The organism is Kitasatospora sp. GP30 (genome assembly GCF_029892145.1).
In the GTDB taxonomy this organism is placed as follows: Bacteria; Actinomycetota; Actinomycetes; order Streptomycetales; family Streptomycetaceae; genus Kitasatospora; species Kitasatospora acidiphila.
Genome location: NZ_JARZAH010000014.1, coordinates 1 through 17,706, shown reverse-complemented (window position 1 = coordinate 17,706; position 17,706 = coordinate 1). Strand labels below are relative to the sequence as shown.

The 17,706-nt window shown below is 72.8% G+C and carries 16 protein-coding genes; 7 read left to right on the top strand and 9 right to left on the bottom strand.

Translation table 11 applies throughout. From position 1 onward, the window contains the following. Positions 1–141: 141 nt before the first annotated feature. Positions 142–1,263: a TIGR03364 family FAD-dependent oxidoreductase gene (locus P3T35_RS20805; protein ID WP_101378951.1), complete on the top strand. Its 1,122-nt coding sequence runs from the start codon at positions 142–144 to the stop codon at positions 1,261–1,263. A gap of 162 nt (positions 1,264–1,425) precedes the next feature. On the opposite strand, the gene P3T35_RS20800 is transcribed toward P3T35_RS20805, so the two are convergent. Further along, complete coding sequence (locus tag P3T35_RS20800) at positions 1,426–1,920, bottom strand: DUF4188 domain-containing protein (protein ID WP_101384818.1); 495 nt, start codon at positions 1,918–1,920, stop codon at positions 1,426–1,428. 122 nt (positions 1,921–2,042) lie between these two features. Between P3T35_RS20800 and P3T35_RS20795 the strand changes: the two genes are divergently transcribed. Continuing rightward, entirely contained in the window at positions 2,043–2,684 is a 642-nt protein-coding gene (locus tag P3T35_RS20795; protein WP_101378950.1) for a MerR family transcriptional regulator, read from the top strand. 53 nt (positions 2,685–2,737) lie between these two features. On the opposite strand, the gene P3T35_RS20790 is transcribed toward P3T35_RS20795, so the two are convergent. From P3T35_RS20790 to P3T35_RS20780, 3 genes are all read right to left on the bottom strand, one after another. Then, positions 2,738–3,490 carry a G1 family glutamic endopeptidase gene (locus P3T35_RS20790; protein ID WP_101378949.1) on the bottom strand — a complete coding sequence of 251 codons (753 nt, stop codon included), beginning with the start codon at positions 3,488–3,490 and terminating at the stop codon, positions 2,738–2,740. Positions 3,491–3,740: 250 nt separating this feature from the next. Next, positions 3,741–5,189, bottom strand: coding sequence for an RICIN domain-containing protein (locus P3T35_RS20785; protein WP_101378948.1), 1,449 nt, complete (start codon positions 5,187–5,189; stop codon positions 3,741–3,743). A 114-nt stretch (positions 5,190–5,303) separates the two neighbouring features. Continuing rightward, positions 5,304–5,921, bottom strand: coding sequence for a GNAT family N-acetyltransferase (locus P3T35_RS20780; RefSeq protein WP_101378947.1), 618 nt, complete (start codon positions 5,919–5,921; stop codon positions 5,304–5,306). Between the two features lie 235 nt (positions 5,922–6,156). Here P3T35_RS20780 and P3T35_RS20775 point away from each other — a divergent pair, with 235 nt between their 5' ends. Next, a complete protein-coding gene (locus tag P3T35_RS20775; protein WP_143676732.1) occupies positions 6,157–8,007 on the top strand; it encodes a PQQ-binding-like beta-propeller repeat protein in 1,851 nt (616 codons plus the stop codon). Further along, a complete protein-coding gene (locus P3T35_RS20770; protein ID WP_101378945.1) occupies positions 8,007–10,145 on the top strand; it encodes a WD40 repeat domain-containing protein in 2,139 nt (712 codons plus the stop codon). Before P3T35_RS20775 ends, P3T35_RS20770 begins: the two co-directional genes overlap by 1 nt. On the opposite strand, the gene P3T35_RS20765 is transcribed toward P3T35_RS20770, so the two are convergent. From P3T35_RS20765 to P3T35_RS20750, 4 genes are all read right to left on the bottom strand, one after another. Next, entirely contained in the window at positions 10,130–10,894 is a 765-nt protein-coding gene (locus P3T35_RS20765) for an ABC transporter permease (protein WP_101378944.1), read from the bottom strand. The genes P3T35_RS20770 and P3T35_RS20765 overlap by 16 nt on opposite strands. Next, entirely contained in the window at positions 10,894–11,778 is an 885-nt protein-coding gene (locus P3T35_RS20760) for an ATP-binding cassette domain-containing protein (protein ID WP_101378943.1), read from the bottom strand. The genes P3T35_RS20765 and P3T35_RS20760 overlap by 1 nt, the downstream gene beginning before the upstream one ends. A 90-nt stretch (positions 11,779–11,868) precedes the next feature. Further along, positions 11,869–12,555 (bottom strand): response regulator transcription factor, encoded by a 687-nt coding sequence (locus P3T35_RS20755; protein ID WP_101378942.1) that lies wholly within the window; start codon positions 12,553–12,555, stop codon positions 11,869–11,871. Beyond that, positions 12,552–13,754, bottom strand: a complete 1,203-nt coding sequence (locus P3T35_RS20750) for a sensor histidine kinase (RefSeq protein ID WP_101378941.1) — start codon at positions 13,752–13,754, stop codon at positions 12,552–12,554. Before P3T35_RS20750 ends, P3T35_RS20755 begins: the two co-directional genes overlap by 4 nt. Positions 13,755–14,252: 498 nt before the next feature. Here P3T35_RS20750 and P3T35_RS20745 point away from each other — a divergent pair, with 498 nt between their 5' ends. From P3T35_RS20745 to P3T35_RS20735, 3 genes are all read left to right on the top strand, one after another. Beyond that, positions 14,253–15,071: an SDR family NAD(P)-dependent oxidoreductase gene (locus P3T35_RS20745; protein ID WP_101378940.1), complete on the top strand. Its 819-nt coding sequence runs from the start codon at positions 14,253–14,255 to the stop codon at positions 15,069–15,071. 367 nt (positions 15,072–15,438) lie between these two features. Beyond that, positions 15,439–15,795: a metalloregulator ArsR/SmtB family transcription factor gene (locus P3T35_RS20740; protein ID WP_101378939.1), complete on the top strand. Its 357-nt coding sequence runs from the start codon at positions 15,439–15,441 to the stop codon at positions 15,793–15,795. Between the two features lie 123 nt (positions 15,796–15,918). Next, positions 15,919–17,166 carry an MFS transporter gene (locus P3T35_RS20735; RefSeq protein WP_101384817.1) on the top strand — a complete coding sequence of 416 codons (1,248 nt, stop codon included), beginning with the start codon at positions 15,919–15,921 and terminating at the stop codon, positions 17,164–17,166. 5 nt (positions 17,167–17,171) lie between these two features. Here P3T35_RS20735 and P3T35_RS20730 read toward each other — a convergent pair whose 3' ends face one another. Then, positions 17,172–17,549, bottom strand: a complete 378-nt coding sequence (locus tag P3T35_RS20730) for an AMP-binding protein (protein WP_101378938.1) — start codon at positions 17,547–17,549, stop codon at positions 17,172–17,174. Positions 17,550–17,706: the final 157 nt, after the last annotated feature.

Sequence of the window (17,706 nt, the reverse complement as noted above, 5' to 3'; positions counted from 1 at the left end):
CGGGGCGGCGGATGAGCCCGGTACCGCGACGTCCGGCTGAGTTCACTCGACGTTCACCGCCCGTGCGTCGGGCGGTCCGGGGACTGCTCTTATGTTTCCCCGTGGAGTAAGTTGTCCATACAACTCAGGGATGGGAGCAACGTGAGCAGCACGCTGGACTCGGCCGATGTGGTGATCGTCGGCGCCGGTATCGTCGGCCTGGCGCATGCCTTCGAGGCGGTGGAGCGCGGCCTGACGGTCGCCGTGGTGGAGCGCAACGACCGGGCCGTCGGCGCCTCGGTGCGCAACTTCGGGCACGCCTGCGCGACCGGGCTGGACAGCGACGGGCTCCGCTACGGCCTGGCGGCCCGGTCACGCTGGCTGCGGCTGGCCGAGGAGGCCGGCTTCTGGGCCCGGCGCACCGGCACCGCGATGGTCGCCCGGGCTGCCGACGAGCTCGCCGTGCTCACCGAGTTCGCCGAGCTGCGCGGCACCGACCAGGTCCGGCTGCTCACCCCCGCCGAGCTGGCCGAGTACGTGCCGACCGGCCCCGGGGTGCTCGGCGGCGCGCTCTTCCCCGATGACCTGCGGGTCGACCAGCGCGACGCCGTCGGCGCCATCGCCCGCTACCTCGCCGGGCGGGGCGTGCGCTTCCACTGGGCCACCGCCGCGCACGGCGTGGACACCGGCACCGTGCGCACCAGCCGGGGCGAGGTGCACGCCGACACCGTGATCATGGCCACCGGGCACGACGTCGACCGGCACTTCCCCGAGCTGGCCGACCGGGCCCGGATCAAGCGCTGCGTGCTGCGGATGCTGCGGGTCGCCAACCCGTTCGGCGACCGCGTCATCGAACCGGCCGTGCAGACCGGCTTCTCGCTGCTGCGCTACGACGGCTTCGGCGCCTGCCCCAGCCTGGCGGCGGTGCGCGAGCGGCTCACCCGCGAGCAGCCGGAGCTGGTCGGCATCGGCCTCAACCTGATGTTCACCCAGCGCCCCGACGGCACCCTCACCATCGGCGACACCCACGCCTACGACACCACACCCGAGTTCTTCGACGAGGAGCGCCTGGACGCCGCCGTGCTCGGCGCGACCGCCGGCCTGCTCGGCGTCGACCGCCTCGACGTCCTGGAGCGCTGGCGCGGCGTCTATGCCTCCAGCACCGAGCCGTTCCTGATCGCCGAGCCGGTCAAGGGCGTGCACGTCGTCTCGGTCACCTCGGGCGTGGGGATGACCACGGCCCTGGGCCTGGGCGCGGAGGTGCTGGCGAGCATCGCGGGCTGAGCAACGACGCGGCCTGCCGCCCGGCCGAACTCGGCCGGGCGGCGGGCTCTTTCGCGGGGGCTTTCCGTGCAGGCCTTTTCACGCGGGCTCTTTCACACGGGCCTTTTCATGCGGGCTCTTTCACACAGGCTTTTTCACGCGGGCTTTTTCACGCGGGCCCTCTCATGTCGTCCGCTCCCAGTCGAGGCGTTCCTGCGCGGTGGCGCCGCGGCGGGCGATCGGGAGCACGCCGGTCGCGGCGGCCAGGCCGTAGGGCGGCATGTCGCCGTAGATGGACTCGTAGTTGCCCGCCGGCACGAGGTAGGTCTCGTGCCAGATTCCCACATGCCGACCGGACTTGCGCTCCATCCGGTTGCCCATCGCCCAGGCCTTGCGGTGCAGGCGCGCGGGGTCGATGGCGTACTTCAGCAGCTGCTCCTTGGACCGCCAGTACTGCACCACGTAGTAGGTGCGCGGGGAGCCGGTCAGCAACTGGTAGCCCAGCAGGCCGCTCTGCTCGTCGGCGCGGAGCTCGCGCAGCATCCGGGGCATCGCCGTCAGCACCGGTAGCCAGTGGTGCGGTGCCCAGAAGTGGTTGATCCGCATGCCGATCAGGAAGACGACGAGGTCGCCTTCGGCCGCTGCGGTGGTGCGTCCGCCATGCGGTTTGGCGAACATCGTCGGTTTGGCGAACATCGGCTGCCCCCATGGCCCGTGGTGTCGGCGCGTAGCACCGTGACTGGAGCGCCGCGCCCGTCCATGATGGGATAGTGGCACTAACCAATGAGGGGCACAAGAGGATGCGCTTGGCCGAGCTGAGCGAGGCGAGTCAGGTCTCCATCCCGACCATCAAGTACTACCTGCGCGAAGGGCTGTTGGCGCCCGGCCGGCGGGTCAACGCCACCCAGGCCGAGTACGACGAGTCGCACCTGCGCCGGTTGCGGCTGGTGCGCGCGATGATCCAGGTCGGGCGGATCCCGGTGGTCACGGTGCGCGAGGTGCTGCGGCAGGTCGACGACGACTCGCTGGGCCGCAGCATCCGGCTCGGCGCCGCGCTCTGGGCGCTGCCGAGGGCCGAGGACCCGGATCCGGCCGATCCCCAGGTGCGCGGCGCCACGGCCGAGGTCGACCGGATGCTCGCCGAGGTGGGCTGGGATCACGCCGCCAAGATCGGTCAACTCTCGCCAGTCTACCGGGAGTTGGTTGACGCAGTGGCCTCGCTCGGGCGGCTCGGCTACCCCGTGGACGCGGCCGAACTGGCGCCCTACGCCCGGCTGATGGAGCAGACCGCGACGCACGACCTGGACCGGATGGAGCAGCAGGACGGCGAAGTGGCGCAGGTGGAGGCCGCGGTCGCCGCCGCGGTGCTGTTCGAGCCGGTGCTGCGCTGCCTGCGCCGGCTCGCCCAGGAGCAGGAGGCCATCCGCCGGTACGGGCTGTAGGTGCGCGCCGGGCCGCCTCACGCGGGAGGCAGCCCGGCGTTTGTGACGGTGCGTCAGTAACGCGGGGTCGCCGTCAGCGGCGCCGTGGCGTGGTGGTGGCGGGCCGGCGCGGCACCCGACGGCACGATGGAGAACGAACCGCCCTGCAGCGCGGTCTCGGTGTACTGGCCGCTGTCGATGGCCTGCGGGCCGACGGCGTCGAAGGACTGCCCGTTGACCGTGACGTTGGAGAAGTCCAGCTGATTGAAGGACGGGTAGCTCTGGGTCGGCGACTCGATGACGGCCTCGGCGCTGACGTCCTGGCCGTTCAGCTGCTGCTGGGTGCTCTCGGTCCAGCCCAGGGTGTTGTCGGTCAGCGAGATGGTGTACGTGCCGGAGCCGTCGGTTGTCACCGAACCGGTTAAGCTGTCACCCGAGTTGACCTGGTCGTTGAAGTAGACCGGCGCCGCGGGGTACATCTCGTACCAGGCGGAGAGGGCCGGCGAGCCGCTGGAGCAGTCGACCTGCACGCCGGTCTGCTCCACGGTCTGCGAGCCGTAGCCGTCGATGCCGACCCAGGGCGCGAACAGGTCGTTGCTGGTGTTGCAGGTCACCTGCGGCATGGTCCAGGAGCCGGAGATGGACTGGAAGTTGCTGCCGGTGGCGACATAGCCGCCCCAGTTGCTGCCGCCGGCGAACCCGGTGGTGTGCTGCCCGAACGCCGGGTGGGCGGTGGACGTGGCGAGCGCGGGGGTGGTGGCGGCGACAGAGGCCGCGAGGGCGAGGGCGGCCGCAGCGGCGGCGGCCCGCAGACGAGCGTGGGACATCGTCGAACTCCCTGGATGTCGTGGGGGACTGACGACACCCGAGGCCTGTTGTGGGGTGGCCCGGGGTGCCGTTGGTGCCGACCAGCCTGAAGTCTGGGAGGACGCTGGGAGAAGGGAGGGCGGGCTACCGGAATACGACATGGCGGGAACCTGTCAGCGGATCCGGCGGGCACCGGGCTGGTGACCTCGCCACGTGCCGAAGCCGGGTGGCGCGGTGATGAGCCACCCAGCTCACGTAGTACGGCAGTTGCTACTGCGTCAGGGTCCAGTTCTGGTGGCTGTCGCCCGTGCATGCCCAGTCGCCGAGCACCGAGCCGAGGGCGTTCGCGGTCAGGCAGCCGTTGTCATTGGCGATGATCCGGTAGGTGCCGTCGCCGTTCGGGGTGACCCGCCAGTGCTGCTCGGGGCTGTTGCCGTAGGTCCAGAGCTGGGCGAAGTAGCTGGTGCCGTCGACCACCGTGGAACGGTTTGTGTTGGCGTCCAGTGAGCTGGTCGAGGAGAGCAGCGGCTGGAACCAGTAGCTGCCGTCCGGCTGCTGGATGAGGTTCCAGTGCTGCGCCTGCGGGTAGCCCGGGTTGGGGCTGTAGGCCTTGACCTTGGTGCCGTCGGCGGGGTTGGCGTTGTCCATGTCGGCGACCCAGCCGGTGGCCGGGTTGGTCAGCAGCACATTGCTGGTCGGCAGGCCGGGGCCCGGTACCGGCTCGCCGAGCATGCAGCCGCCGGCCCGGTTGGACCAGAGTGGCTGGGCGGCGAAGGTGCCGCTGGGCAGCGAGATGTTGCCCAGACCCTGCCAGGCGCACTTGTCGCCGATCTCGCCGTCGGTGGCGGTCCAGCCGGAGCCGACCGCGAAGTCGGTCACGGTCTCGGCGTACTCGTGACCCTCGACGATGCCGAAGCCGTCCAGGTAGCCGTTGGCTCCGTTGACCGCGCCGGTGCCGCAGCTGCCGTCCGGCTGGTAGGGCAGGTTGGTGTAGGCGATGTTGCCGTACTGGGTGTTGGCATCGCTGTGCCAGGCGCAGAAGCCCCCGCTGGTCGGGAACCCGCCAGGGTGGGTACCCGAGGGGCTGACCACCACGTACTGGGAGTTGGCGTTGGAGCCCGCGTTGGTGTTGCCGAAGTAGGCAGCCGCGCGGCCGGCCTCGTTGGCCAGGTCGCCGTCGGAGGCGTTGGCCGGTGCCGCCGAGCCGTTGTCCATCCAGACGCCCGCGTAGACCGGGCCGCTCTCGGTGATGTGTGCGGCACTGGCTGGGCAGCTGGTGCTGCCACTGGCGACACCGTTGCAGTACTGCGTCATGACGGCGGACCAGGTGTCGTTGGCGGTGCCGAGGCCCTGGAACATTCGGGTCAGGTAGTCCGGAACGTTGTGGGTGTCGCTGTTCCACTGCGAGCCCCAGAAGACCAGGTAGACCTTGGGGTTGGTGGAGACACCCTGTGCGCCGCCGTTGAAGGTCAGCGGCGCCCCGGCGTTGGCGGCCTGCGGTGCGGCCGCCCGGCTGCCGCGCTGCGGCACCTTGCCCGCGATCGGGTCGAGCCGGTCGATCCGCACCTTGGCCGGCACCGCGGCGGCGTTGCCCCCGCTCTTGGCGGGGACCGGCGCAACCGCGGTCGACGGCGTGGCCGCGGTCGCGGCCTGCGTGCCGGCGAGCAGCACGGCGCAGAGCGCACCGGCCAGCCCGCCGATCCTGCGCGAAACGCGCATGGTGGAACCTCTCTCGCAACAGCCGCCGGCCACTCCGGCGGCGGGTACGAGCACCGTAGGAGCGGCCGATCGACAGCGCGTCGACGGTTCGTCAGAGCGCCGTTCAGCGATCGCTCATCGCGGATGGATTCCGAGCCAGTCGGCGGCAGGGGCGCCAACGGCCAAGCTGAAGCGGCGGCAGACGTGCACCCGGGAGAACTGGCGCCGCATCAACTCCTCGTCCTGCAAGGCGGCGTGCATGAACAGCATCACCGGGCGCAGGTCCGCGCGCGGCTCGGGAACCGCGCGGGCCGGCTCGCCGCCGTCGGTGTAGCGGTTGGCGTAGACGTGCAGGTAGTGGCTGCTCTCGGCGAACCCCATGGCCCGGTACCAGGCCAGGGTCTCCGGCCGGTCCCTGGTCCAGGCATCCAGTACCGGCACGCCCGACGCTCGGACGCGCCGCAGCGCCTCGTCGAACAGCGCCCGCCCGATGCCCCGGCGCTGGTGGTCCGGGTGCACGGCGATGGTGTCGATGGTGGCGAGCCCGTCCTCCACCGCCACATCGATGATGCCGGCGACCTCGCCGCCGGCATCGGCCATCAGCAGCTCGAACCCCGGGCGGTCGATGCGGGGCTTGCTGGTGACGACGTCGTCGAAGTAGGGCGTGGCGAGGAAGGAGAGCACCCGGCAGCGGAGCCAGGACGGCTCGTCAGCGGGGGTGTACTCGCGCAGGGTGTAGGTGCTGTCCGGCATGGTGATCCTCACGGTGTTCGGGTGTCTGGGGGACGCGGAGGCACGGTGGTTGGATCACGTCCGCCATCCTGCGCGGCTGCGGTGCACGGGTCAACGGGGTTTCGGGCCGCCGATGATGGTCGCCGCGGCGTTCGCGCGGGAGATTGTTACAGTCCGGCTCGGGATGGTGATCGTCGCGCCGGGTAGGGTCCGAATTCCGAACAGGAGGTGGGCCTTGGGTGGTTGGGGAGTCTGGTTGGCGAGCGCCGTTGGGGTGCTCGTGATGGGGGCGGCATGGTGGCGGTTCGGGCCGTGGGGGCGCGGGTGGGCCGATCTGCGGCAGCGGGCGCGGGCGCGGCGGCGACTGGCCGCCGAGCAGGGCTGGGAGTACGTCGACGAGCGGCCCGAGTTGCTGCGGCGCTGGCGGCAGGCGATCGTCGAGTCCAACGACGGGTCGAGGGCCAGATTCGTGGTGACGGGCACCCTGGACGGCCACCGGGTCACCGTCTTCGACGCCGTCACCCCGCAGCCAAAGTCGCCATGGGACTTCCGGCTGGCGCCGCACACCCTGCGCACCGTGCACCTGGCGGAACTGCCCGACCGGCTGCCCCTGGTCGTGGTGTCCCGGCACTCGCTCGCCGTGGACACCATGGTTCCGCTGCTCAAGCAGGCTGCCCTGCGGCGTGGGCACCGCCTGTACGAAACGGGTGACGCCGCGTACGACGCCGTACACGTCGTGGAGACCACCGATCTCAACCTGGCCGAGCGCCTACTGACCCGCGGCGTACGGGAGTTCACCGACGACCGGCCCTGGCTGGAGTGGCGGGTGGACGGCGACCAGCTCTGCTACGTGGGCCCGTACGGGCCGGCCCTGTTCCGCGAGGACCGGCAGCCGCTCCCCGAACTGCGCTCGCTGGTCCGGCTGGTGGCGGAGTTGGACCCGCGGCTGTGGGGCGAGGCGCAGGACGCCGGCCCCGGCACGCCCGCCGGTCGACGCGCAACGACTCGCGAGCACCGCCCCACCACCATGTACCGCGGCGGACCGGCCCACACCGGCGTCTTCCCCGAGGGCACCCCGCCAGCCGGATTCCGGCCCTGGCGGGTCCGCCTCCCCTCGGGCCTCGGCTCCGCGCCCGCGGTCTGCGACGGCACCCTCTACCAGGGCAGCCTGAGCGGCCACTGCTTCGCGCTCAACGCGGCGACGGGCGAGGAGCGTTGGCGGTTCGCCGCCGGCGCCAAGGTCGACGGGACCCCGGCGGTCGGCGACGGCGTGGTGTACTTCACCACCGAGGACGGCCTGCTGCACGCGGTGGGCACCGACGACGGCCGGGAGCGCTGGCAGCGCCGCGTCGGCCAGTCGGCGCCGCTGGCCCTCGATGACGGCGTGCTGTACGTGGTGCACGTTCCGCGGGATGTGATGCGCGGCGCGAGCTCGCTGCGGGCGCTGGATGCGCAGACCGGGGAGCCGCGTTGGGAGGTCCGGCTGCCCGACGGCTCCGCGTCCGGCCCGGCGGTCGCCGACGGGCGGGTCTATGTGCAGGGCGCCAAGGCCGAGTTGAGCGCGTTCAGGGTGCGCGACGGCAAGCGGCTCTGGCACAACGACGCCGGCGAGCGGTACATGGCGACCTGCGCGCCGACGGTGGCGGACGGCACGGTCTACATCGGCACCGGCTCCGGCCGGTTGGACGCCTTCGACGCGCGCACCGGTGAGCACCGCTGGGGCGCGCAGGCGTCCGGCACCATCGACAAGAGCCCGGCGGTGCTCGGTGACACCGTCTACATCGGCGACAGCGCCGGCGGCGTGTACGCGGTCGACGCGGTCGAGGGCCGGCAGCGCTGGCAGCTGCCCAGCCCGCACGGCGGCTCGGCGGTCACGCTCAGCGGGTCCTCGGCCTGGGTGGTCAGCGGCGTCGGCAACCGCACCCTGCTCCGGCTCGATCCGGCCGGCGGCGCGGTGCGTTGGCGTGTGCCGCTGGACAGCCCGGGGAGCGATCCGGTCGTCGCCGATGGTGTGGTCCATGTGGTCACCATGAAGGGAAGCGTGCTGGCGGTGGATGCCATGACGGGGCAGAGCCAGTCCAAATGGCGCTCAGCTAGGCGGATATGATGGACAATCAGAAAGACGGGCGAATCGAGCGACTGCGCAGCTCCGTCGCCCACCTGCTGCGCGACGCCGACCCCGCCACCGGCTCACAGCTGCTGGCCCTGGAGGCGGCCCGGTTCGGCTACCCCGACCTGGCCGCCGAGTTGGACGAAGTGGCGTCCACCGGGCAGCCAGGCGGTAGCTGGACGGTCGACTGGGCCACCGGTCGCCAGGCCGACCAGCGGCTGATCCAGGTGCTGCGCGCCGGCGGACTGCAGCCGGCGCTGACCGAACTCGACGGCCGTCCGGTCGTCGTCGGTGACGAGTGGCCCGACCAGGTGCGGGTCTGGGACGCCCTGACCGCCGAGACGGTGAACGCCTTCGAGGTCGAGCGGGACGCCCGGGTGGTGGCGGCGCTGACCATCGGCGGCCGCCCGCTGGTCCTCACCGGACACGAGCAGCACGATCCCGAGTACCGCTTCGACCCGGCCCGCAGTGGCGACCGGCTGCGCGCCTGGTGCCTGCGCACCGGCGAACCGGTCGGCGAGCCGCTGACGGTGGCCAAGGGCAGGATGATCACGGCGGCGAGCGTCACCCTGGACGGCCGTGAGTTGCTGGTGACCGGCGGGTGGGACGGGCTCACTCGGCTGTGGGACCTCGCCACCGGCGAGCAGGTCGCCGAGCTCGTGGGCGGCCACCACGGCTGGGTGGTCGCGGTGGTCACGGTGATGCTGAACGGCCGGCCGGTCGCCATCACGGCCGGCGAGCGGGACTGCGAGGTGCTGGTCAGGGATCTGACGAACGGTCAGACCGAGCCGCTGGTCGGCCATCGGGCCCGGGTGGCGGCCGTGGCGACGGCGGAGTCGGCGGGGCGGACGGTCGCGGTCACCGCCGGCGACGATGGCGCCGTGCAGGTGTGGGATCTGACGGAAAGTCATCTCATCCACAGCCTGCTGACCAGCCGTGGCGACCGGGTCGGCGCAGTGGCCGCCGCCACCGTCGACGGCCGCACCCTCGTCGTCACCGGCGGCTGGGACGGCGGGGTCCGGGTGTGGGACCTCGCCACCGGCCGGCCGATCGCCGAACCGTTCACCGGCCATGAGCAGCCCATCGACCGGGTCGCCCTCACGATGATCGACGGCCGCCCCGCCGTGGTCGCCACCGCCACCGACGGCCTGGTGCGGGTGTGGTGGCTCACCGGAATCCGCCTCGACAGCGCGCCGCCCACCATCGCGCAGGCCGCCCCGGCGTGGCTGGGCAGCAGCGTGCTGGACGAGCGTCGGGTGGCCGTCAGCTGCGGCCATGACGGCGCGATCGGTCTCTGGGGAGTGGCGGAAGGGCCGCGGGAGGTGGCCGCATTGCCCGGTCACGGCGCCGGGGTCGCCGCTGCGACCACCGTCGAGTCCGACGGCCGCCGCCTGCTGATCACCGCAGGCCGGGACGCGACGGTGCGCGTCACCGATCTCACCACCCGCCGGAGTGCCGCCCGGCCGCTCACCGACTTCCCGGCCGAGGTCAACTCCCTTGCCACGGCCGTGTTGGACGGCGTGCCGGTGCTGCTGGCGGGGTGCGACGACGGGACCGTGCACGTGCGGGACCTCGCCTCCGGCATACCGGTGCTGCCACCGCTGAAGACCGGCGACTCGCCCGTCCACGCGGTGGCGACCGCGGTGGCGGACGGGCGGACCGTCGTCCTCACCGGCCACTCGCACCATCGCGTACAGCGCTGGGACCTGGCAGAGCGACGGCAGTTGGGCATTCCGCTCACCGGCCACCGGCGCGCGGTGAGCCGGATCGTGACGACCGTGCTCAACGGCCGGACCGTCGCCGTCACCGGGGCCGGCTACGACAACTGGATGCGGATCTGGGATGTCGCGACCGGCCTGGAGACCGGGATGGGCCTGCGCGGGCACGGCCGTGGCCGGCTCACCGCGATCGAGACGATCGAGTGGGAGGACCGGGTGTACGTCGTCAGTGGCGGCGACGACGGTACGGTACGGCTGTGGGATCCCGTGGCGCACACCCCGGTCGGGTCACCCCTGCGATTCCCTTATCGGGTAGGGATGTTGGCCGTCACCGGACCAGGTGAGCTGCTGGTGTCCTTCGGCGACGAGCTGGCGCTGCTCAGCCTGCGACCGCATCCGCGTCACGGCTCAAGCTGACGCAGCCTCAGGTACCCGGCGCCGAGCGCCAAGCAGACCCACGCCACCAGCACCGCCAGCCCGCCGCCCGGACCGAGCCGGGCGGCGTGGTGCGCCCCGCCCACCGCGAACATCCGCAGCCCCGCCTGGTCGGGCAGATAGGCGGCGAACCGGCCGGTGGCGTGAATGGCGGTCAGCAGCTGGGAGATGAAGAAGTACAGCGGGGCCAGCACTGCCAGCGCCGCCACCGGGCTGCGCAGCACGGCCGCGACGCCGGTGCAGAACAGGCCGGTCAGCACCAGGTAGAGCACGCCGCCGGCCAGGGCACGCGGCAGTTCGGGAGCGTCGAGCGTCGTCCCGTAGCGGCCGAGCCCGGCCTCGGTGGCCAGGTAGCCGAAGAAGACCGCCGGGATTGCCACGGCCAGTGACACCGCCGCGCTCACCAGCAGCTTCGCCGCGTAGAAGGCACCCCGCCGGGGCACGGCGAGCAGCGACTGCCGGATCATGCCGGAGGTGTACTCATGACTGATCGTCAGCACCCCGAAGACGATCAGCGCGAACTGGCTGTAGCCGATCACCGACAGCCCGGCCGACTCTGGGTCCCAGTCGGGGGAGAGCTTCGAGGAGCCCTGGGCGATGGCGCGTTGCACCGACCAGCCGGCGACCGCGCCGAGGCCCACCTCAAGGAGCAGCAGTACCCCCAGGCAGACCATCGCCGAGCGCTGCGTGCGCAGCTTGGTGAGTTCGGAACGCAGGACCGCGAGCCTCATCACGCCTCCTTCAGCAGGTTGAGATAGGCCTCCTCCAGGGAGCCCGCCGTTCGGCTCAGCCCGTCCAGAACCAGCTGGTGCCGGGCGGCCAGCGCCCCCACCTCGGCGGCGGTGACCCCGGTGACCGCGAGCGTGCCGTCCGGAGTCTGCTGCGCCACGGCACCGGCGTTGCGCAGCAGGTCGGCCAGCCGCGCCGGTTCGGTACAGCTCACCCGCACACCGGGCGCGACATGCCGGGCGATCAGCTCGGCGGTGGGCAGGTCGGCCAGCACCCGGCCGCAGCCGATCACCACCAAGTGGTCGGCGGTGCGGGCCACTTCGGCCATCAGATGACTGGACACCAGCACCGTCCGTCCCTCGTCGGCGAGTTGGCGCAGCAGCGAGCGCAGCCGGCTGATCCCCTCGGCGTCCAGGCCGTTGAGCGGCTCGTCGAGGACCAGCACGCCCGGGTCGCCGAGCAGTGCGGCGGCCAGGCCCAGGCGCTGCGTCATGCCCAGGGAGTAGCCGGCGATCCGGGTGCGCCCGCGCGCCGCGAGACCGGTCTGCTCCAGCACGGTGCGCACCCGGGCCGCCGGTAGCCGGTTGCTCTCGGCCAGCCAGCGCAGATGCTGGTAGCCGGTGCGGCCCTTGTGGACGGCCCCGGCCTCCAGGAGGGCCCCGACCTGCTTCAGCGGTTCGTCCAACTCGCGGTAGCCGGTGCCGTTGATCAGCGCGCGGCCGTCGTCGGGCCGGGCCAGCCCGAGCAGGATCCGCAGGGTGGTGGACTTGCCCGCGCCGTTGGGGCCGAGCAGGGCGGTCACCCGGCCGGATGGTGCGCGGAAGCTGACGTCGTCGACGGCCAGTGTGCCGCCGTAGCGTTTGCTGAGTTGCTCGACCTCGATCACGCCCGCCAGAGTGGCAGCGGCCCCGCCCGGCTGTCGTCAGAGCGGGAGGGGACTTCGGCCGTCCCCCCAGGGGCGGACGCACCCGTAGGATCACTCGCGAAAGCCGGCCCGGATCAGCCCCGACTCATAAGCGACGACCACCAGTTGGGCCCGGTCCCGGCTGTTGGTCTTGGCCAGCAGCCGGCTCATGTGCGTCTTCACGGTCGCCGGACCGACCCGCAGCCGGGCGGCGATCTCCGGGTTCGACAGCCCGCGCGCGACCAGCTCCAGGACCTCGCGCTCGCGGGCCGTCAGCCCGTCCAGCAGTCGGGCTGCCGCGGCGGCGAGGTCGGGGCGGACCGGACGAGCAGCCGTGTACTCGGCGATCAGCCGGCGGGTGACGCTGGGTGCGAGCAGCGCCTCGCCGGCCGCCACGGTCCGGATCGCGGTGAGCAGTTCGGGCGGCGGCGTGGTCTTGAGTACGAAGCCGCCGGCACCGGCGGCCAGCGCGCCGAAGACGTGCTCGTCGGTGTCGTAGGTGGTGAGGACCAGCACCCGCGCCGCCGCCGTGCGCGGATCGGCGGAGAGCAGCCGGGTGGCCGTCACACCGTCGGTTCCCGGCATCTGGATGTCCATCAGCACCACGTCGGGGCGCACCCGCGCGACGACCTCCACGGCCTCCCGGCCGTCGCCCGCCTCGCCGGCCACGGTCAGATCCGGCTCCGAGTCGACCAGCAGCCGCAGCCCCGCCCGGATCAGGTCGTGGTCGTCCACGATGACCACCCGGATCCCGCTCAACGGCCCGCCTCCTCGCCCATCCGGCTGATCGGTGCACCCTCGTCCAGCGCCTTGTCCGCCAGGCCCGCGCCCAGCGGTATGGCCGCCAGCAGTCGGAACCCCCCGCCGCGGACCGGCTCGGCGGTGAGCGTGCCGTCCAGCGCGGTGACCCGCTCCCGCATACCGGTCAGCCCACGCCCGAAGGAGAGCCCCGGCGGCAGCGGCGCGGCCCCGGCGGGCCCCGCATCGGTGATCTCGACCTCGGCGCGCTGCGCCCGCACCGACACCCGCACCCGGCAGCGGGTCGGCGCGGCATGCCGGATCACATTGGTCAGCCCCTCCTGCACGATCCGGTACACGGCCTGGTTCACCCGGGGCGGCAGCACGTCCAGGCCGGCGAACTCGGCGGAGGTCTCGACTCCCACGGCGCGAGCGGTGTCGACCACCCGCAGCAGGCGGGCCCGCAGCGGCTCGTCGGCGTCCCCGGGCGGGCCGTCGGTTCGGAGTATGTCGAGCATCTCGCGCATCTCCGCGATGGCCTCCTTGCTCGCGGTCTCGATCAGCCCCAGCGCATCGACCGGCCGTGCCGGCTCCCGGTCCGCGAGGTGCCGGCCCACCGACGCGTGGACCAGGATCACCGCGAGCGTCCCCGACACCACGTCGTGCAGTTCCCGGGCCAGCCGCAGCCGCTCCTCGGTGACCGCCCGCCGGGCCGCCTCCGCCACCGCGCGCTCCGCCTGCGCCCGCCGCCCGGCGGCTGCCCGGGCCAGCGTCCAGGAGCCGGCCAGCGCGAGGGCGCCGAGCACCGCGGTGCGGACGGCTGACGCCGCCACCCCGACGCCGCCCGTGGCCGCCGCGAGCACCAGCAGCGCGGCGGCGGGCCCGCCCCCGGCACGCAGCAGGCCCCGCCGCTCCCGGGGCGCGGCGCCGAGCGCCGCCGGGTAGAGCGCGAAGGCGGCCGCGAGTAGCGGATCCCGGACGACGCCCAGGCAGCAGGCCACCAGGTTGCCGACCAGCACCACGCAGAAGACGGTTCTGGGCCAGCGCCAGCGCAACGGCAGCGGGGCCACCACGGTCAGCAGCGTGCCGGCGACCAGCCAGGCGCGCAGCGCGGGTTCGACGGCACCGGGGGTGAGGAACACCAGCGCATACCCGACGGCGACCAGCACCTCCACCGCTGTGGAGCGATGCCACGGGGTATTGCCGCGCGAGCCGTCCATAGGGCAGAAACCTACACCGGGCCCGCGATTCGCCTCGCGCTCGTCAAACCTGGGCCCTTCGGCCGACGGCGTCGGACCGGCAGCGCGTCCACCACCGGCTGACGGTCCCGCAGGATCTGGCTGCACCGACGCCGTGATCTGCCGGCTGCGATTCCGGTTGGCGATCCCGGACTGACCTTCTGTGTAAGGGATTCATCAGGGCGGGTGAGTCGCGCTTGCCTTCCGATCCCCGGCGTACTTGAATCACCGCCATGACCTGCCCGGCCCGCTACCACGACCGTCCGCCGCATCCGCGGACGCCCGCTGGCGTGTCCGTGCTCCGCCGCGCCGCCCACTGACGGCTGCCCGGCTTCTCTTCCAGGCTTTGTGCTCTGACGTCACGTCAGAGGCCTGCCTTCATCGACTCTTCTGCTCACCCCGGCACCCGCCGCGCTCCGCTCGCCTTTCCAAGCGCGCTCGGTGGCACCCCGGGCGTGGCCGCACACCCTTGGAAGGACCATGTCCGCAGTCCTCGCACACCGCAACGCCCTTGTCACCGGCGCCTCTTCGGGCATCGGCTGGGAGACGGCCCGGCAGCTGGCCGAGCTGGGGGCCACCGTGCTGGTCCATGCCCGCACCGCCTCGGAGGCCGAGAACGCCGTCGAACGGCTGGCCGCACAGGGCGTGGACCGTGCTCAACTTCGGTCCTATGCAGCTGACTTCGCCGCACTGGCCGAGGTCGAGGCGCTGGCCGCGGCGGTCCGCCGGGACTTTCCACAGCTGCACCTACTGGTCAACAACGCCGCCGTGATGGCGCCGGAACGCTGCACCCTGTCGGCCGACGGCGTCGAGGTGTCCTTCCAGGTGAACTTCCTGGCCGGCTACCTGCTGGCCGGGCGGCTGCGTGAGCCACTGGCGGCCGCCGGGGACGCGCGGATCGTCAACGTCTCCTCGTCGCTGCACCGCACCGCGTCGATGAACTGGACCGACCCCAACCGGACCAAGAAGTACTCCCGGGTGGCCGCCTACGCCCAGTCGCAGCTGGCGCTGTCGATGGCCGCCGGAGCGATGGCCCCGGCGGGCTCGGGCATCACCAGCGTCAGCCTCAACCCGGGGCTCTGCGACACCGCGCTGCTCCCGCTCTACGGCCGGGTGGGTGCGCCCCCGGCGGAGGGCGCGGCGGCCGTGGTCCGCCTCTGCCTGCCCGAGGCGGCGCTGGTCAACGGCGAGTACTACGACGGCGGCGACATCGCACCGACCGCCGTGGCCGTGCACGAGGAGCGCTCGCAGCGCCGACTGGCCAAGCTCGCCGACCAACTGGCGCTGAAGGCCGCCTGAGAACCAAGAGGAGACCGAGACGATGTCCAAGCGTGCCCGCAAGAAGAATGCCCGGCGCAAGAAGAAGGCGAACCACGGCCGCAAGGCCTGCCGGTAGCCACCGAGACCGCCCGGCGCCGCGTGCCACCGGCGCCGGGTGCCAGTGAGTCGTCAAGATCCGCTTCGGGCGCGTGAAGAACGCGTCAGGAGTGGCGGCCGGCCGACCCGGGTCGCCTAGGTTCTTGGACGACGGACCGGCGCCGACTTCGTGGGGGAGTAGCGCACCGGTCAAGGAGGATCGAGCGCAGGGCCTGGCATGGCGGCCGGGCTCTGCGCTCGTCCGTCCGTCCGTCCTTTTGTCCTGAGTGCGCGGCCTAGGATGGTCGGCATGAGCAAGGGCGTGCAGGTCTCAGGTGCGAAGCATGTGCAGCAGCTGGTCGGCGACGAGCAGTTGGACGTCGCGGCCGGGATCCTGGCACTGCTCTCCGACCGGACCAGGCTGGCCCTGCTGCACCGGCTCGGGCAGGGCGAGGCCGATGTCAGCACGCTCACCGAGGCCAGCAACGCCACCCGCACCTCGGTCAGCCAGCACCTGGGCAAGCTGCGGCTGGCCGGGCTGGTGACCACGCGGAAGGACGGCCGCAGGGTGGTCTACGCCCTGAAGCACGGCCATCTGCGCCGGTTGGTGGACGAGGCGTTGAACGTGGCGGACCACGAGATCGGACGTCTGCCCTCGCACGACTGAGGCCTTGTGGCGTCGGCCCCAGGGGCCTCGTCGACATGTGCGCAGGTGCGCACGCATTGAGCTATCCTCGTGCTGCTGCCAAGCCGCTCTGTCGCCATGCCGTCGACCCTGCCGAGGTCCGCCATGCTCACGCTCTTCCGCCACCGCGCCTACCGCCGACTCTTCGCCGCCCAGGTCATCGCACTGCTGGGCACCGGCCTGGCCACGGTGGCGCTCAGCCTGCTCGCCTACGACCTCGCGGGCGCGCGGGCCGGCTCCGTGCTGGGCACCGCGCTGGCGATCAAGATGATCGCCTTCGTCGCGCTGGCGCCGCTGATCAGCGCCCAGGCGCACCGGCTGCCGCGACGGGTCCTGCTGGTCGGCGCGGACCTGATCCGGGCCGCCGTGGCCCTCGCGCTGCCCTTCGTCACCCAGGTGTGGCAGGTCTATCTGCTGATCTTCGTGCTCCAGGCCGCCAGCGCCTCCTTCACCCCGGCCTTCCAGTCGGTGATCCCCGAACTGCTGCCCGAGGAACGCCAGTACACCCGCGCGCTCTCCCTCGCCAGCCTGGCCTACGACCTGGAGAGCCTGGTCAGCCCGGCGCTGGCCGGCGCGCTGCTCACCGTGGTCGGCTACCACCAGCTCTTCTTCGGCACCACGCTCGGCTTCCTCGCCTCCGCCACGCTGGTGGTCTCCGTGGCGCTGCCCTCCCCGGCGCGCACGGTGGTGCCGGGCGGGGTGCTCACCCGGGCCACCCACGGCATGCGGCTGTTCTGGCGGGCGCCGCGGCTGCGCGCGCTGCTGGCGCTCAACCTCGCGGTGGCCTGCGGGGGAGCCGTGGTCTTCGTCAACACCGTGGTCTACGTGCGCGACCAGCTGCACCGAAGCGCCGCCGACGTGCCGTTCGCGCTCGGGGCCTACGGCGCCGGGTCGATGACGGCGGCGCTGCTGCTGCCCCCGGTGCTGGAGCGGCTGCGCGAGCGCACGGTGCTGCTCGGCGGCGGATTCGCGATCACGGCCCTCTTCCTGCCACTCGCAGCGGTGACCTGCGGCCCACCAGGCGCCTGGAAGTGGCCGGCCCTGCTGGCGACTTGGGCCGCCCTGGGGGCTGCCTGCGCCGTGGTCAACGCCCCCGCGGGCCGCCTGATACGCGCCGCAACCACCCCCGAGCACCGGGCCGACGCCTTCGCCGCCCAGTTCTCCCTCTCCCACAGCTGCTGGCTGCTCACCTACCCCTTGGCCGGCTGGCTCGGCGCCACCGCAGGCCTGCCCGCCGCCCTGGCGGCCCTGGGCGCACCGGCGCTGCTGGCGGCCGTCACGGCGGCCAGGCTCTGGCCGGCCGGCAGCCGGGTGCGGCCGCCACGGGAGGCCGTCGCGGCACCCGTCGGATGATGGGTTCAGGTTCGATAGCGCACATGCTCCACCGCCAACCCGTTCTCCCCGCACACCAGTACGTGCCGGATGCCCCGATCGGCGAGGAGTGCGCGCTGCTCGGCGGTCGGGCTGCGCGGGTTCAATGCGAGGTAGCCGCAACCGTACTTGCGCGCGCCCAGCGCCCCGACGACGATCAGCCAGCCGTGGTCCAGGCGCAGGCCCAGGGTGCTGCCACGAGGGATCCGGCTGTGGCCGAACTCCGCGGCCAGCCGGCTGCTCGCCGCGTCCAGGTCGCGGCAGCTGAGCAGGAACTCGCCGTCCCGCAGGGCCACCGAGTCCGGGGACCGCGCGGCCTGGACCGCGAAGTCCCGGACCAGGCTGTACGGGAACTCCTGGGACACGGCCCCTCCCTGGGAAAGCGGTGGTGCGGGGGGGGGGGGGCCCCCCCCCCCCCCCCCCGGGGGGGGGGGGGCCCCCCCCCCCCCCCCCCCCCGGGGGGGGGGGGGGCGCCCCCCCCCGGGGGGGGGGGGGGCCCCGCGGCATGCCGCACCGGGGAAG

What these genes read in the sequence shown, in the direction of transcription:
- P3T35_RS20795 (WP_101378950.1), top strand. Translation starts at nt 2,043, where the DNA reads ATGCGCTTGGCCGAGCTGAGCGAGGCGAGTCAGGTCTCCATCCCGACC.
- P3T35_RS20745 (WP_101378940.1), top strand. Translation starts at nt 14,253, where the DNA reads ATGTCCGCAGTCCTCGCACACCGCAACGCCCTTGTCACCGGCGCCTCT.
- P3T35_RS20765 (WP_101378944.1), bottom strand. Translation starts at nt 10,894, where the DNA reads ATGAGGCTCGCGGTCCTGCGTTCCGAACTCACCAAGCTGCGCACGCAG.
- P3T35_RS20770 (WP_101378945.1), top strand. Translation starts at nt 8,007, where the DNA reads ATGGACAATCAGAAAGACGGGCGAATCGAGCGACTGCGCAGCTCCGTC.
- P3T35_RS20780 (WP_101378947.1), bottom strand. Translation starts at nt 5,921, where the DNA reads ATGCCGGACAGCACCTACACCCTGCGCGAGTACACCCCCGCTGACGAG.
- P3T35_RS20785 (WP_101378948.1), bottom strand. Translation starts at nt 5,189, where the DNA reads ATGCGCGTTTCGCGCAGGATCGGCGGGCTGGCCGGTGCGCTCTGCGCC.
- P3T35_RS20790 (WP_101378949.1), bottom strand. Translation starts at nt 3,490, where the DNA reads ATGTCCCACGCTCGTCTGCGGGCCGCCGCCGCTGCGGCCGCCCTCGCC.
- P3T35_RS20750 (WP_101378941.1), bottom strand. Translation starts at nt 13,754, where the DNA reads ATGGACGGCTCGCGCGGCAATACCCCGTGGCATCGCTCCACAGCGGTG.
- P3T35_RS20740 (WP_101378939.1), top strand. Translation starts at nt 15,439, where the DNA reads ATGAGCAAGGGCGTGCAGGTCTCAGGTGCGAAGCATGTGCAGCAGCTG.
- P3T35_RS20735 (WP_101384817.1), top strand. Translation starts at nt 15,919, where the DNA reads ATGCTCACGCTCTTCCGCCACCGCGCCTACCGCCGACTCTTCGCCGCC.
- P3T35_RS20800 (WP_101384818.1), bottom strand. Translation starts at nt 1,920, where the DNA reads ATGTTCGCCAAACCGCATGGCGGACGCACCACCGCAGCGGCCGAAGGC.